This window comes from Sphingomonas echinoides (assembly GCF_029623395.1).
Taxonomy (GTDB): Bacteria; Pseudomonadota; Alphaproteobacteria; order Sphingomonadales; family Sphingomonadaceae; genus Sphingomonas; species Sphingomonas echinoides_A.
In genome coordinates this window covers 131,969-145,318 of record NZ_JAPYKK010000001.1, presented here as the reverse complement: position 1 = coordinate 145,318, position 13,350 = coordinate 131,969, and the positions used below count along the sequence as shown (strand labels likewise).

Here is a 13,350-nt window from a genome sequence, read left to right as displayed (position 1 = left end):
GGGGTGCCGATACGACACCCCCCTGGGGAGGAACATCAGAAGCGGTAGCGGGCACCCGCTACGAAGCGGCGGCCATAGTCGTACACGTCCAGCAGCTGGTTCGCGAAGCGACCATGCGTGCTCTGCTGGTTGTTGTTGACGTTGATCGCCTCACCAAACACGCTGAAGTGCTTGTTGATGTCGTAGCTCGTCGACAGGTCGAGCTGGAGGCTCGAATTGACGAAGGTCGGCTCGGCACCGAAGTTGCTGGTGTTCTGGTTCTGCCCGAACTGGAGCAGATACTTGTCACGCCAGTTGACCGCAGCGCGGAGCTGGAAGCCCTTCTTGTCGTAGAAGCCGACGAAGTTCGCGGAGTTGGCCAGGCCCGTGACGGCGAAACCAGTCTGCGAGATGTTGGTCGGATCATACGGCTTGTTGGTGCCGACGAACGTCGCGTTCGCGTTGAACCCGAAGCCCGAGGTGCCGAACACCTGCTGCCACGCCAGCTCGACGCCGCGGACCGTCGCGTCCGGCCCGTTGACCTGCTGCGAGACCGCGAAGTTGGCGAGCGAACCCGTCGTCGGATCGATCACGCCGTTGATCGCCTGCCGCGTCACGCCGCCAACGATGAAGTTGCTGACGTTCTTCAGGAAGAAATCGATCGAGAGGTACGAGTTGCGCTGGTAATACCATTCCGCCGCGACGTCGAAATTGTCCGCGAGGTATGGCTTGAGGTTCGGGTTGCCGCCGCTGCCGGTGAGGGCACCGACACGCTGGCCGACGCCGACCGCGAGCACCGGGTTGAGGTTGCCGAGGCCCGGCCGCGTCAGCGTGCGCGACGCATCGAAGCGCAGCTGGAGCTTGTCGGTCACTTCAAGCCGCGTATCGATCGACGGCAGCAAGTACGAATAGTTGCTGCGCGCGCTGATCGGCGAGACCGCGCCGAAGTTGAGGTTGAGCAGCGTCGGATCCGCCGCGCTGGTCGAGATCGAGGTCGGCAGGCGGCCCTGGCCGACCGAGACGAGATGCGTGTTCTCGTTGCGGACGCCCGCCGCGAAGTGGAACGGCATGCTCGCGATTTCGGTCTGGAACGCGACGTTCATGTAGAGCGACCACGTCTTCTCGGTGATCTGCTGGACGCTGTTCGGATCGACCTGCTGATCGAACGTTCCAGTGAAGCCGTTCAAGCCGTCGGTCGTGTTGTTCGGGTAGTTGAAGCCCGGAACCCGCGTTGCCTGGGGATTGCCCAGACCTGTCAGATAGCTCTGATACGCAGCCGGATCGAACACGATCAGCGACGACGGCAGCGTTCCCTTGAAACCGGGGATGAAGTTGCTGCCGAGGTTGACCGTGCCCTGATACAGGCTGGACGGGAGCGGCGCGATGCCCGAACCCTGTGCGGACGGGCCACCGTAGCCGGCATAGGCCTGCCAGAAGTTGTTGGTGAACGTGCTCTTGTTACGAAGGTTGAACTTGTCTTCGTAATATTGCCCGCCGAACTTGATCGTCAGGTCGTCCTGCTTCCAGGTCGCGGTCAGGCGGCCCTGCTTGAGCTCGTCGACGTTGTTCTGCGTCTGGTTGACGGTGACGTGCGAACCGATCAGCGCCTGGTTCTGGAAGTTGGCGGCATTGCCCTGCGGACCGAAGGCGGTGAGCGACGGGAAGCTGTTGTTGCTGTTGCCGGTGATGGAAATACCGGCGCTGTTCGCCTGTGCGCCACCATAACCGATGTCGCCGTTCTGGCTGCCGATCGTGTCGCTGTCCGGGTTGAGCCAGCTCTTCGCCCAGGCAAGATCGCCGTTGACCGAGAAGTTGTCCGAGACATCCCACTTGACGTTGCCGCCAAGCTGGTTGGTCTGGAGAACCTGCGTGTTGCGTGCCGCGGTGAAATCGGTCGGCGAACCACCCGGCTGACTGAAGTTGACCGCCGTGCCATTGCCGTCGAGCGTGACGTTGCGCAGCGCACCCTGGTTGAACCACACGCCCAGCGCGGGGACGTTGGTGACGATTTCCTGACGTGAGAAATTGTCGTCGACGGTGACCATGACCGATTCGGACGGATGCCACTGCAGCGCGATCCGGCCGTCGACGCGCTCGTCCTTAACGGCTTCCTGGCTGATCACATATTGCTGCGGGAACCAGCCGGTGATGTTCGCGCGGTTGCCCGGTGCCGCCGTGATGTTGGTCGACGGTGCGCAGGTCGTGGTGGTCGCTCCGGCCAACTGGCACGGTGCGTAGAAGCCGCCGGCCCAGCCCGAGACCGAGACGCGGTTGCTGGTGGTGTCGCGGCGCGTGTAGATCACGTCGGCGAGAACGCCGAGCGTATCGTTGGCGAAGGTATTGCTGAGCAGCAGCCCTGCGGTCGGCACGACCTTGCCCGAACGATCCTGGATCGAACCCGAACCGCTTGCCGCCATGCGGAAGCCGGGGTGATCGAACGGCTTGGGGAATTCGATGTTGACGGTCGCGCCGATCGAGTTGGACGACAGCGTCACGTCCGGCGTCTTGAACACGCTCAACTGGCCGATGAAGTCCACGCCGACGGTCGAGAAATCGATCTGGCGTCCGCCGGTTGCGGTCGAGATACGGCGGCCATCATACAGCGTCGTGTTGAAATCGCCGCCGAAGCCGCGAACGGTGATGCCGGTCGGCTCGCCGCGGTTGCCCGAGCGCTGGATCGACACGCCGGGAAGGCGCTGGAGCGATGCTGCGACGTTCGAATCCGGGAACTTGCCGATGTCTTCGGCCGAGATCGCGTCGACCACGCCGGTGGCGTTGCGCTTGATGTCGAGGTTGCGCTGGAGCGAGCCGCGCAGGCCGGTGACGATGATGTCGTCGCCTTGCGCGCCTGCGGTGTTTCCGGCGGCGGGGGACGTTGCCTCATCCTGCGGCGTACCGGCCTGCGCGGCCGTCACCGTGCCGGCGGGGGCAGCGACTGCGGGCTGGACCGGAGCGGGCTGGTTCGTCGTTGCGTTCTGCGCGTCTGCGGTTTGGGCGAGCGCTGGAGTCGCAAGTGTGAGCGCAACCAAGCTGGTGGCACCGACGAGCATGCACCGGCGGCGCTGGCGCGCCGCAAAATTAAAGCCGTCGTGCTGGATAAATTTCTTCATCGATCCCCTCCTCTATGAGATTTTTCTCATTATTCGTTCAGGACACCGTACCGAACCGTCGAAACGACCGAACTCGCAAGTGCCCATGGACCGCGATCGTTTGTGCGATCATCGAGCCGTTAGGGTTGGTATCGCTACCACAATTAGGATGCAAGCGATTTGTCCGTGTATTATAGAATAACGAGTACGAGCCTTGCGGTCGCCGCCATGCCGCGTATTCGGAGGGCGTACCGCGGGTCAGCCGTGTGACGGAGAGGGAGCCAGGCATGGCGACGTTGGAATTGCTGAACATTCACGCGCACGACTCGCTCCAGATCACGCCGCCGGACGCGGGCGACCGCCATTTCGTGCAGATCGTGACGAGCGAGATCGAATCGGTAGCAGCACACTTCCCGATTCTGTTTTGCAAGAATGCCGACACCGGCGAATTCTACGCCGGGGCTATGCTGGGCCTGCAACCGGGGCAGAACCTCGTTCGTGGCGAAGCGGATGGTGATCACGCGAATCGCCTGAACGACGTTGTTCGTGAAGGATTTTACATATCCGACGAGGCGATCGCGATCGATCCGCAGCATCCGCGCTTCGGGACCGGATATGGTACGCCCGTGTTCGAAACCGATGGTTCCGCGTCGCCAGCGCTGCGCGGAATCCAGCGCGCGCTGGGGCAACTGCATTCCGGGATTGCGCCGACCAATGCGTTTATCGCGCGGTTGCTGTCGTTGAAGCTGGTCGAGCCGATCGACCTGACCTTCACCTTCGATGATGGCGAACGGCTGAGCGTCGAAGGACTCTATACCGTAAGCCGGGATTCGCTTGCCGAACTGTCCGACGCGGTCGTGCTCGAGCTGTTCCGATCGGGAGATCTGGAACGGATCCACGGCGTGATCGCCTCGCTCCAGCATGTCCGTCGCCTCGCGCGGTTGCGCAACGATCGTCTGGCTACCGGATGATGGAACGCGGCCCGGAACCCCGCAGCGTCGACGCCGCGACCATCACGGATCTCGCGGCGTTCGTGCGGGACATCGCCCAGCCATGCCTGCCGGTCGTGGTGCGCGGGCTTTGCCGCAACTGGCCGGTCGTTACCGCGGCGATCCGATCGAGTGCGGCGCTGGTGGCGTATCTCGCGCGGTTCGATGCGGGGCGCACGGCGGAAGCATTCGTCGGCGATCCGGCAATCGCCGGTCACTATGCCTATGGCAAAGACCTTGCCGGGTTCAATTTTGTGCGGGAAAGCCTGCGGTTCGGGGATGCGCTGACGCGGATCGTTGCCGCTGCCGATGCACCGGAGACCGAGTCGGTCTATCTCGGATCGCTGCCGACCGATGCCTATCTCCCCGGCTTTGCGGCGGAGAACATCCTGCCGATCGTGCCGGCCACCGCGCGTCCGCGAATCTGGATCGGGACTGCTTCGTCGGTTGCCTGTCATTACGACACGTTCGATAACCTCGCCTGCGTCGTCGCCGGGACGCGCCGGTTCACGCTGTATCCGCCGGATGCGATCGGCCAGCTCTATGTCGGCCCGATCGACCATACGATGGCGGGGCAGCCGATCAGCCTCGCGGCCAACGCACCGCCCGGCGACCCGCGCTATCCGAACGTTGCGACGGCGCGCGCCCGTGCGATGGTGGTCGATCTCGCACCGGGCGACGCCTTGTACATGCCCAAGCTGTGGTGGCATTCGGTCGAGGCGACCGCGCCGTTCAACGTGCTGGTCAATTACTGGTGGGACGCTTTCGCCGCGGGGCCGGACGCGCCGTATACCGCGATGCTGCTGTCGATGATCGCGATCGCCGAACGCCCGCCCGCCGAGCGTGCCGCGTGGCGCGCGTTCTTCGATCATTACGTCTTCCGACCGGAGGGGCATCCGCTCGCGCATTTGCCGGAGGCGCAGCACGGCATTCTCGGACCGCTTGGCCAGGGCAATTACGGTCGGATCCGGGCGTGGGTGATGAAGATGCTGCGCGGGGGATAAGATCGCGATGGTCGACCGTCGCGGGGTTTGACGATCGGGTCGATTAGACGGACAAGGCGCTGCCGCGCGATCAGGGTGGTGGTGCACGCCAAGCACACAGAAACGACAATGGGGGGGATGCAGATGCGGTACGATCGTTCAGCACTGGCGCGGGGTGCGCGCCGGACCGTTTTTCGCGGCGTTTTTGCGCTTGCCATGACGGCAGCGGTGGCTTTGCCGTCCGTGGCGCAAGTGCCGACGCACGTGCCAGCGCCCGTTGCAGGCGCGCGCGCGGTCGTGATGGAACGCATCAAGGTCCACGCGCCGAGCCTCGTCGGCAATCTCGAAGGCAATGCGGCCGACCGCGACGTCATCGTCGTCCTGCCGCCGAGCTATGCCGCCAACCCGACCCGGCACTATCCGGTGCTGTATGCGCTGCACGGCTATTCGATCGGCGCGGAGCAGTGGATCGGCGAGATCCACGTGCCGCAGACGATCGAAGGCGCGTTCGCGAAGGGCGCGCCCGAGATGATCGTCGTGATTCCGGATTCCAAGACGGTCCACAACGGGTCGATGTATTCGAGTTCGGTCACGACGGGCGATTTCGAGACGTTCATTACGCGGGACCTGATCCGCGCGATCGATGCGAAATACCGCACGCTCGCGGACCGGCGCAGCCGCGGTCTCGCCGGGCATTCGATGGGCGGGTATGGCACGACGCGGATCGGGATGCGGCATCCCGATCTGTTCGCGGCGATCTACATGATGAGCCCGTGCTGCCTGTCGCCGCGCGATCCGGCGCAATTCGACGTGAAGGCCGGGGCGGCGCTGGAGGCGGTGCAGACGCGCGCGGCGGCGGCGGCGTTGCCGTTCGGCGGGCGCGCGCAATTTGCGACGGCTGCCGCCTGGTCGCCCAACCCGAAGAACCCACCCTTCTTTCTCGACCTGCCGACCAAGAATGGCGTGGTGCAACCCGACGTGCTCGCGCGGTGGGCGGCGAATGCGCCGCTTGCGATGGTCGACCAATATGTCGGCAATCTCCGGCAGTATCGCGCAATCGCGATCGATGTCGGGGATCAGGACGGGTTGAAGGACGATGCCGCCAAGCTGCATGCGGCGATGGATCGCTACGGCATTGCCAACAGTTTCGAAATCTATCCGGGCACGCATGTCAGCGATGTCGCCGCCCGCTTCCAGGACCATGTGATCCCGTTTTTCGGGAAGAACCTGGTCACCACGTCCAGCCGTTGATGTGAGCGGTGGCGCGCGGGTTCAGCGCGCCATCGCGTTCTGCGTGTCTTCGAGCGCCAGATCGACCAACTGGCGCATCGCCGCGCTGGCCGCGACCGGATCGGCGGCGACGATCGCGTCGTAGACGACGACGTGATCCGGGATCGGGTTGCGCGGAAGGGCGCGCAGCCGTTGCTTGAACTGCGTGGTCCAGCTGACCGCCGCGCCGATCGAGGCGCTCAACACCCGCAAGGCATCGTTGCGCGTCGCCCGCAGGATCGCGTCGTGAAACTGCCGGTCCGCTGCGCGGCCAAGATCGGTCGCGAGCGAATGGCGGCGCATCGCGGCCAGCGCTTCCTTCATCTGTTTCAAATCGGCACGATCGCGGTTGGTCGCGGCCAGCCCCGCGGCGGCGGGCTCGATGATCGCGCGCAATTCGAACAGGCTGCGGACGAGTTGCGGATCCGGCTCGCCGGCGAATGCCCAGGCGAGGACGTCGGGGTCGAGCAGGTTCCATCTGTCCCGCTGCAGGACACGCGTTCCGGCCTTCGGGCGGCTTTCGACCAGCCCCTTGGCGATCAGGACCTGAATCCCCTCGCGGTACGCGCTGCGCGAAACGTCGAGCGTTTCCGCGAAGACGACTTCGCTCGACAGGGTCTCGCCCGGGGCGAATTCGCCCGACAGAATCGCCACGCCGAGCTTGTGCGCGATGGCGCCGCGTAACCGTCGCCCTTTGCCGCGCGGCTGGCGGGCAGGGGGATCGACCGCGGGGGCGGCGTCGCTGTCATCGGCTACGGGAGGAAACTTCACATTGTCCACCGCCACAGCCTAGCAGGCGCACGCGGCAACGGAAACCGGAACTATTGCCGGACGGTCGGACGCGCGGACCTGGCCGAGCCACGCGCGCGGCGGCAATCGCGCGACCTGTCGAACACCGTTTCCAAGCCCTTGAATGGCGGCAACCTTTCCGCGGAACCCGCAAAGCGCTGCGTATTTTGCAAACGCTTGTAAAAGGGCTGCGATCGTCCCTATCGTAGCTGTCATAATCGGGATGAGAAGGTGCGTATGACGAAAACGGTCTTGGTGATCGAAGATAACATGCTGCACCGCAAATTGTTCGCGGCGTGGCTCCAGAAGGCGGGGCATGAACCGGTTCTGGTTCCCGACGAACGGCTGGCTTATCTCGAGGCGGTTTCCCGGCAGCCCGACGCGATCATAACCGATATCCGGCTGCCCTATGTCGACGGGCGCGAGATCATTCGGCAGCTGAAGGCCAGCCCGCTGACGCAGCACATCCCGATCATGGCGATCACGGTCCTGAGCGGTAAAACGGACGAGGACTCGTGTCGCTCTGCGGGTGCGGATGTTTTCCTCACCAAGACGATCCGGATGGCGGCCTTCATCAAGGAGGTCGATGCCATCACGGCGTAACCGCTGCTGATGGCGTTTCGCGCTGTGGTCGCGCGGCGCGGTAAGAGGACAGCCCCGGCCCATGGACACAAAGATTTTTGTCGCAGGAACAGGTCGATACGAACCGTTAAGGATTGCGACAGCAAAGGTGGGGAAGCGGACTTGATGTACGGAAGCGTAGACGATGCAGCATTTTGAGAGCCGGGACGGCGCGGCGCTGGAATTGCGACGCCAGATGGCGGTCGATGCTGCGCGCAAGACGACGACCGAACGCGAAGGGGAGCTGAAACGGATCGTCGAGCAGGCCGCCGCCCTCGCGCGTACGCCGATCGCGTCGGTGTCGATCATTGACCGGAACCGGCAGTGGATTGCGGCAGGGCATGGCATCGACGTGACCGAGACGCCGCGGTCTTCCGCGATCTGCGACCGAGTCATCCTGCGTCCGGGGGAGCCGCTCGTCATCCTCGATGCGCGGAAGGACGAACGGTACGCATCGTTTCCGACCGTCGCGGAGGCACCGTTCGTGCGCTTCTATGCTGGCATTCCGCTGGTCAATCGCGCGGGATATGCGCTGGGCGCGCTTTGCGTCGTCGACATGGTTCCGCGCGATGAAGCCCCCGACCTGATGGCGCTGGGGCGGCTGGCGCGCGAAGCGGAACGGTTGATCAGCGGCTAGTCTCCGCGATCGGCTGGACCGGTCAAGAACAATGGTGCATGGAGTCGAGACATCTGGAGTCTCGATCAATCGTGCTTGCGAAACGGCGCCCTTCTCTGGCGATCATCATCGCGAGCACCGGGCGACCCCGCGAGATCTTGCAGTGGAAAGACCATCTGCAACGCCAGACTCGCCTTCCAGACCTGTTCTGTATTGCGGTGTCCGGTCCCGATGACTTGCCGGTCCTGGATGATTGGCCTTTGCAATGCGACGTGATCATCAGTCCCAAGGGATTGCCGATCCAGCGCAACGCCGGGTTGGCCCATGCGATCGATCGCGCGGAGATCGTTGCCTTTTTCGATGACGATTATGTCCCGTCGCGGACGGCGGTGGCGGACATCGTCGCGCTGTTTCACGCCAATGACGATCTGATCGCGGCGTCCGGGCATCTGTTGCTCGATGGCATCGGCGGGGCGGGGCTGTCGTATGCGACCGCGCTTGCCGCGGTCGACGCCTATGATCGCTGCCCGCCGCCACCGGTCTGGGTGCGGGCGCATCCAGGCGGGCTCTACGGGTGCAACATGGTCTATCGATCGCGCGCGATCGGGGATGTGCGGTTCGATGAGCAGCTTCCGCTGTACGGATGGCTGGAGGACGTGGATTTCGGTTGCGCGCTCGTCGGGCGGGGTTTGATCGCCTACACCAACGCCTTCGCCGGCGTTCATCAGGGGATCAAGCACGGGCGGACGAGTGGCGTGAAGCTGGGCTATTCGCAAGTCGCGAACCCGATCCACCTGTGGCGGAAGGGCACGTTGCGCCGGACCGCGATGCTCCGTTTCATCGCGCGCCATGCGGCCAAGAACCTCGCGCGGTCGTGGTTTCCGGAGCCGTGGATCGATCGCGCGGGACGGTTGAAGGGCAACGTCCTCGCGCTGCGCGATCTGCTTCGCGGGCGATTGCACCCGACCAACATTCTGGACCTGTAGCGCGACCGGGCCGGCTTGCTCGCTACCCCCGGCCGATCTCGCTCAGCGCTTCTGCAAAGACGGTTTCATACTCGAGCGCGCTTCTTTCCCACGAAAACCGCGTCGCGTTGCGATGCCCGCGCGCGCGCATTACTGATCGTAGCGAAGGCTTGTGGATCACGCGGTCCAGCAAGCGCGCCAAGGCGGCAACGTCGCGCGGATCGAACCGCAACCCGCCAATCCCGCCGATCTCCGCGGTGCCAGGCGCGTCTGCAAAGACCACCGGGCAGCCATAGCGTTGCGCCTCGAGGAGCGGCAGGCAAAACCCTTCGTACAGCGACGGTGTCACCAGACACAGCGCTGACCGGTACAAAGCCGCAAGCGCGTGATCGGAAATGCCGCGCTGGCGGACCAGCCGGTCCGACAGGCCGTGCTCCGCCATCACCGCCGCCAGACGGTTCGCCGGATCGCTCCCGACATGGACGAGCAGCAGCCCGGGTTCCGCCCCGGCGACACGGCAGAAGGCGTGTCCGAGCGTTTCGAGGTTCTTGTTGGGGCTGGCGTTGGCGACCGCGAGGACGAAGCGCTGGTCTTTCCACTGCGCGAGCGTTGCCGGATCCGGCGCGGCATCCATCGCCGTATCCGACAGGATGACGCGGACGCGGCGTGCCAGATGGGGGAAGTGCCGTTTGATGTCGTTCCCGGTGGACTCCGAAATCGCGACGATCCGCGTGCTGCGGTTGAGGACGAGCCGATAGACCAGCCACGCCTTTGCGATGTCGAACCGACTGTACAGCGCCGGCATCGTCGCAAAGTACAGGTCGTGGACGATCGTGACGCGCGCGCGCCCCCCGGCGAAGATCCCGAGCGGATCGATATTGACGACGAGGTCGTTCGATCGAAAGACCGCACGAAATGGCGAATAGAGCGAAGATTCCACGACTTCGCGTGCAAACTGCCGAACACGACCAATCGTCTCGACGCACTTCAAACCGGAAAACGAAGGATCGAGGTCACTCTTCGAGAATTGTGACCGCAAGGAGTAAGCGTACGTATTTCGCGAAAGCAACTGTCGAGTCAGTTCAAGTCCAAATCGCCCTACGCCCCCCGGTCTGTCCGATGCTTGACTCGGCATGTTCAAGAGGACCTTCATACAGTATGGATACCGCAGACCTGCGGTATTGGTAACAACGAAATGGTCCTTGCGCTGTTCTGGGCATTTGCCGTTCTCGCCATCGGCATGCCAATCCGGATTCTCGTCTACGGTCTGTTTGCGAGTATGAGTCTCGGCACGATCGCGGTCGTACCGTTGACGATGAGCGGTGGGATAAACCTCATTCCGCCGACGATCCTGTCTTCCCTCCTGATCGTCCGGCTGATTTTGAAGAGCGATCCTGCCGCCGTGTGGGACGCTGTGCTCGACTGGCGACATCTGGGGATTCTGATCGCCTTCATGCTCTACGCCATCCTGCTCACCGGGGTGGCGCCGCGACTTTTTGCCGGGGTTCCGACGATGGGGCTCAACATCCAGCAAGCGATGCCACTCGCGCCGGGCACCGGAAATCTCACGCAAGGTCTCTACCTGACGAACGCCTGCCTGATGACGCTGGCGATGTATCTGCTGCTGTCCGACGAAAGCGGGCGTGAGATCTTCCGGAAGGGGCTGATCATCGGCGGAATCGCGGTGGTGCTGAGTGGCGTCGCCGATATCGTCACCTACGGCAGCAGCGTGCTGGAGCCGTTGCGGACCGCCGGCTATGCGATGCTGACCAATGCCGACATGGCGGGCACGCGCCGCGTCGTCGGTTTGCAGCCCGAGGCATCGAGCTTCGGCTATGTCACGCTGTCGTTCGGCGCGATGATCGTCCTGATGCGTCCGGCAGTGATGCTCGATCGCGCATGGCGCTGGCTTGCTCCGCTCACCGGCTGGGCCTGTCTCGCGATGGCGGCGATGTCGACGTCGTCGGGCGCACTGTCTGGCCTGCTGGTGTTTTTGCTGGTCCTGACGTCCGATACGATCGTCCTCCTGATGCGCGGACAGGGCGGTTCGGAGGCCGGGCGTCTGGTCGGCAACCTCACGGTGCTGGCCGGGCTTGCGATCGCGGCGGGGCTGATGATGACCGTATTGCCCGGCGTCGGCGCGCATCTGCTCGAGATCTTCGACGCCGCAGTCGTGCAGAAGACCACGACCGGATCGTTCGAGGAACGGCTGTACTGGAACACGGTCAGCCTCGAAGGCTTTTTCGCGACGGGCGGGGTCGGGCTGGGCGTCGGTTCGACTCGCGCGTCGAGCTGGATCGTCGCGCTGGTGTGCGGGACCGGGGTGATCGGAACGGCCCTGTTGGGGCTGTTCCTGCTCAATGTCGTGTTCCAACCGATAGCGCGTGCCGGGTTCGCGGATCGGCTGTTGGTCGCAGGCGCCAAACGGAGCTTGCTGATCAGCATGGTGCCCTTTGTGGGGAGTGCGACGTCGGTCGACTTCGGCTTGCAGATCGCGGTCCTGTTCGCCGTGCTGACCGCGATCCCCGCAGCGAGTGCGCCCGAGCGTCCGGTCCCCACAATCGCGGCGCGGTACCGTGGCCGCGCCGCGCCGGTCGGCCGCGTTCAGCGGTCGATGGACCGTTAACCGAGCGTTGGGCGTGCCCTATCGGGTTGCTGCCAGCCGCCGCCGAGCGCCCGGAACAGGTCGACTTGCGCGTCCGCGATGCGGGCGTCGGCGCTGGCAAGATCGGCATCGCTGTCCGCGAACGTGCGTTCGGCGTCGAGCACTTCGAGGAAGTCGATCGTGCCCTCGCGTTGTCGCGCCCGGGTGATGCGCGCGGCGGTGGCGGCACTGTCGCGCGCCGCCTGCAACTGGGTCCGGCGATCGAGTTCGCGGGCGTAATTGGAGAGCGCGGTCTCGGTTTCCTCGAGCGCGACCAGCACGCTGCCGTCGAAGCTGGCGAGCGCACCGCGCGTATCCGCCTGCGCACCCGCGATCCGCGCCCGCGCGGCGGACTGGTTGAGCGTCCAGTTGAGCAAGGGGCCGACCAGCCAGCGGACCGGACCACCAGTGAAGATGTCGCCCACCGTCAGCGCGGTCGACCCGATCGATCCGCCGAGCGAAATCTGCGGGTAGAGCTGCGACGTCTGCACCCCGATCCGCGCGGTCGCGGCGGCGAGGCGCCGTTCGGCGGCGCGAACGTCCGGACGGCGCGCGAGCAACGCCGCACCGTCGCCGACCGGGATCGGCTGGTCGATTCGCGGCGTCGTGGTGCGTGCGCCCGCGGTGGCGGGAAGATCCTGCGGGGTACGCCCGGTCAGCGTCGCGAGCCGGAACAGCGCGGCTTGCCGCTCGGCTTCGATTTGCGGGATGAGCGCGGCGCGCTGGCTGCGCAGCGCGGCGATCCGCACTTCATCGAGCCTGGCGGCGCGTCCTGCCTCGACGCGCTTGCCGGTCAAGGTCGTGGACTTGTCGAGTAGGTCGACGATGCGGCGGGCGACGCCGAGCCGTTCGGCGGACGACGCGGCGTCGACATAGGCGCGGGTGGTCGCCGCGACGATCGAGACGCGCACCGCATCGGCATCCGCCTGCGCCGCGCCGACATCGCCGCGCGCCGCCTCGACACCCCGGCGGACACGTCCGGCAAGATCGACTTCGTAGCTCACGTTGAGTCCGACATCGTAGGTCGCGCGCTCGCGGTCGAGACCGGGGAGGTTCTGGAGCTGCGAGGTGCGCGCATAATTGCCGCTCGCGCCCGCGTTGATCTGCGGTTCGCGATCGGTCTTGGCGCCGCGCAGCGACGCGCCCGCGCTGTCGAGCCGCGCGACCGCGACGCGCAGGTCGGTGTTGGCGGCGAGCGCATCCGCGACCAGGCCGTCCAGGACGGGATCGCGGTACATCCGCCACCAGTCGTCGTCGGGCGCGGCGGTCACGGTCGCGGCGCTGGTGGTGGCGAATGGGGCGGCCGCCTTGGGGGGCGGGAGCGGCGCGACGTAGGTCGGCCCGGCGGCGCAGGCGGAGAGCGCGAGCGCGGAGAGGCCGGTGAGCAAAAGGGTTTTCATGAGCGG

The 13,350-nt window shown here is 65.1% G+C and carries 11 protein-coding genes; 7 read left to right on the top strand and 4 right to left on the bottom strand.

What is annotated here, in order from left to right:
- Positions 1-35: 35 nt before the first annotated feature.
- Positions 36-3,089, bottom strand: a complete 3,054-nt coding sequence (locus tag QBJ92_RS00600) for a TonB-dependent receptor (protein WP_277967730.1) — start codon at positions 3,087-3,089, stop codon at positions 36-38.
- 266 nt (positions 3,090-3,355) lie between these two features.
- Here QBJ92_RS00600 and QBJ92_RS00595 point away from each other — a divergent pair, with 266 nt between their 5' ends.
- The 3 genes from QBJ92_RS00595 (at position 3,356) to QBJ92_RS00585 (ending at position 6,291) form a co-directional block, all read left to right on the top strand.
- The gene (locus tag QBJ92_RS00595; protein ID WP_277967729.1) at positions 3,356-4,039 is read left to right on the top strand and encodes a SapC family protein; all 684 of its coding nucleotides are present in this window, start codon (positions 3,356-3,358) and stop codon (positions 4,037-4,039) included.
- Positions 4,036-5,061 carry a cupin-like domain-containing protein gene (locus QBJ92_RS00590; protein WP_431358341.1) on the top strand — a complete coding sequence of 342 codons (1,026 nt, stop codon included), beginning with the start codon at positions 4,036-4,038 and terminating at the stop codon, positions 5,059-5,061. The genes QBJ92_RS00595 and QBJ92_RS00590 overlap by 4 nt, the downstream gene beginning before the upstream one ends.
- Before the next feature lie 123 nt (positions 5,062-5,184).
- On the top strand, positions 5,185-6,291 hold the full coding sequence (locus QBJ92_RS00585; protein WP_431358340.1) for an alpha/beta hydrolase: 1,107 nt from the start codon (positions 5,185-5,187) through the stop codon (positions 6,289-6,291).
- A gap of 21 nt (positions 6,292-6,312) precedes the next feature.
- Here the strand turns inward: QBJ92_RS00585 and QBJ92_RS00580 are convergent, their stop codons facing one another.
- Entirely contained in the window at positions 6,313-7,080 is a 768-nt protein-coding gene (locus QBJ92_RS00580) for a FadR/GntR family transcriptional regulator (RefSeq protein WP_277967727.1), read from the bottom strand.
- A 255-nt stretch (positions 7,081-7,335) separates the two neighbouring features.
- Here QBJ92_RS00580 and QBJ92_RS00575 point away from each other — a divergent pair, with 255 nt between their 5' ends.
- From QBJ92_RS00575 to QBJ92_RS00565, 3 genes are all read left to right on the top strand, one after another.
- Positions 7,336-7,701 (top strand): response regulator, encoded by a 366-nt coding sequence (locus QBJ92_RS00575; protein ID WP_277967726.1) that lies wholly within the window; start codon positions 7,336-7,338, stop codon positions 7,699-7,701.
- A gap of 163 nt (positions 7,702-7,864) precedes the next feature.
- Positions 7,865-8,356 carry a GAF domain-containing protein gene (locus tag QBJ92_RS00570; RefSeq protein WP_277967725.1) on the top strand — a complete coding sequence of 164 codons (492 nt, stop codon included), beginning with the start codon at positions 7,865-7,867 and terminating at the stop codon, positions 8,354-8,356.
- Between the two features lie 71 nt (positions 8,357-8,427).
- Positions 8,428-9,321 carry a glycosyltransferase family 2 protein gene (locus QBJ92_RS00565; protein ID WP_277967724.1) on the top strand — a complete coding sequence of 298 codons (894 nt, stop codon included), beginning with the start codon at positions 8,428-8,430 and terminating at the stop codon, positions 9,319-9,321.
- Between the two features lie 22 nt (positions 9,322-9,343).
- Here the strand turns inward: QBJ92_RS00565 and QBJ92_RS00560 are convergent, their stop codons facing one another.
- Positions 9,344-10,240 (bottom strand): glycosyltransferase family 4 protein, encoded by an 897-nt coding sequence (locus QBJ92_RS00560; RefSeq protein WP_277967723.1) that lies wholly within the window; start codon positions 10,238-10,240, stop codon positions 9,344-9,346.
- A 300-nt stretch (positions 10,241-10,540) separates the two neighbouring features.
- Between QBJ92_RS00560 and QBJ92_RS00555 the strand changes: the two genes are divergently transcribed.
- The gene (locus QBJ92_RS00555; protein ID WP_277967722.1) at positions 10,541-11,926 is read left to right on the top strand and encodes a hypothetical protein; all 1,386 of its coding nucleotides are present in this window, start codon (positions 10,541-10,543) and stop codon (positions 11,924-11,926) included.
- Here the strand turns inward: QBJ92_RS00555 and QBJ92_RS00550 are convergent.
- The gene (locus tag QBJ92_RS00550) at positions 11,923-13,344 is read right to left on the bottom strand and encodes an efflux transporter outer membrane subunit (protein WP_277967721.1); all 1,422 of its coding nucleotides are present in this window, start codon (positions 13,342-13,344) and stop codon (positions 11,923-11,925) included. The genes QBJ92_RS00555 and QBJ92_RS00550 overlap by 4 nt on opposite strands.
- Positions 13,345-13,350 lie beyond the last annotated feature (6 nt).

Coding starts and splice junctions, on each gene's coding strand:
- QBJ92_RS00590 (WP_431358341.1), top strand. CDS start 4,036: ATGATGGAACGCGGCCCGGAACCCCGCAGCGTCGACGCCGCGACCATC.
- QBJ92_RS00570 (WP_277967725.1), top strand. CDS start 7,865: ATGCAGCATTTTGAGAGCCGGGACGGCGCGGCGCTGGAATTGCGACGC.
- QBJ92_RS00600 (WP_277967730.1), bottom strand. CDS start 3,089: ATGAAGAAATTTATCCAGCACGACGGCTTTAATTTTGCGGCGCGCCAG.
- QBJ92_RS00595 (WP_277967729.1), top strand. CDS start 3,356: ATGGCGACGTTGGAATTGCTGAACATTCACGCGCACGACTCGCTCCAG.
- QBJ92_RS00585 (WP_431358340.1), top strand. CDS start 5,185: ATGCGGTACGATCGTTCAGCACTGGCGCGGGGTGCGCGCCGGACCGTT.
- QBJ92_RS00575 (WP_277967726.1), top strand. CDS start 7,336: ATGACGAAAACGGTCTTGGTGATCGAAGATAACATGCTGCACCGCAAA.
- QBJ92_RS00550 (WP_277967721.1), bottom strand. CDS start 13,344: ATGAAAACCCTTTTGCTCACCGGCCTCTCCGCGCTCGCGCTCTCCGCC.
- QBJ92_RS00555 (WP_277967722.1), top strand. CDS start 10,541: ATGCCAATCCGGATTCTCGTCTACGGTCTGTTTGCGAGTATGAGTCTC.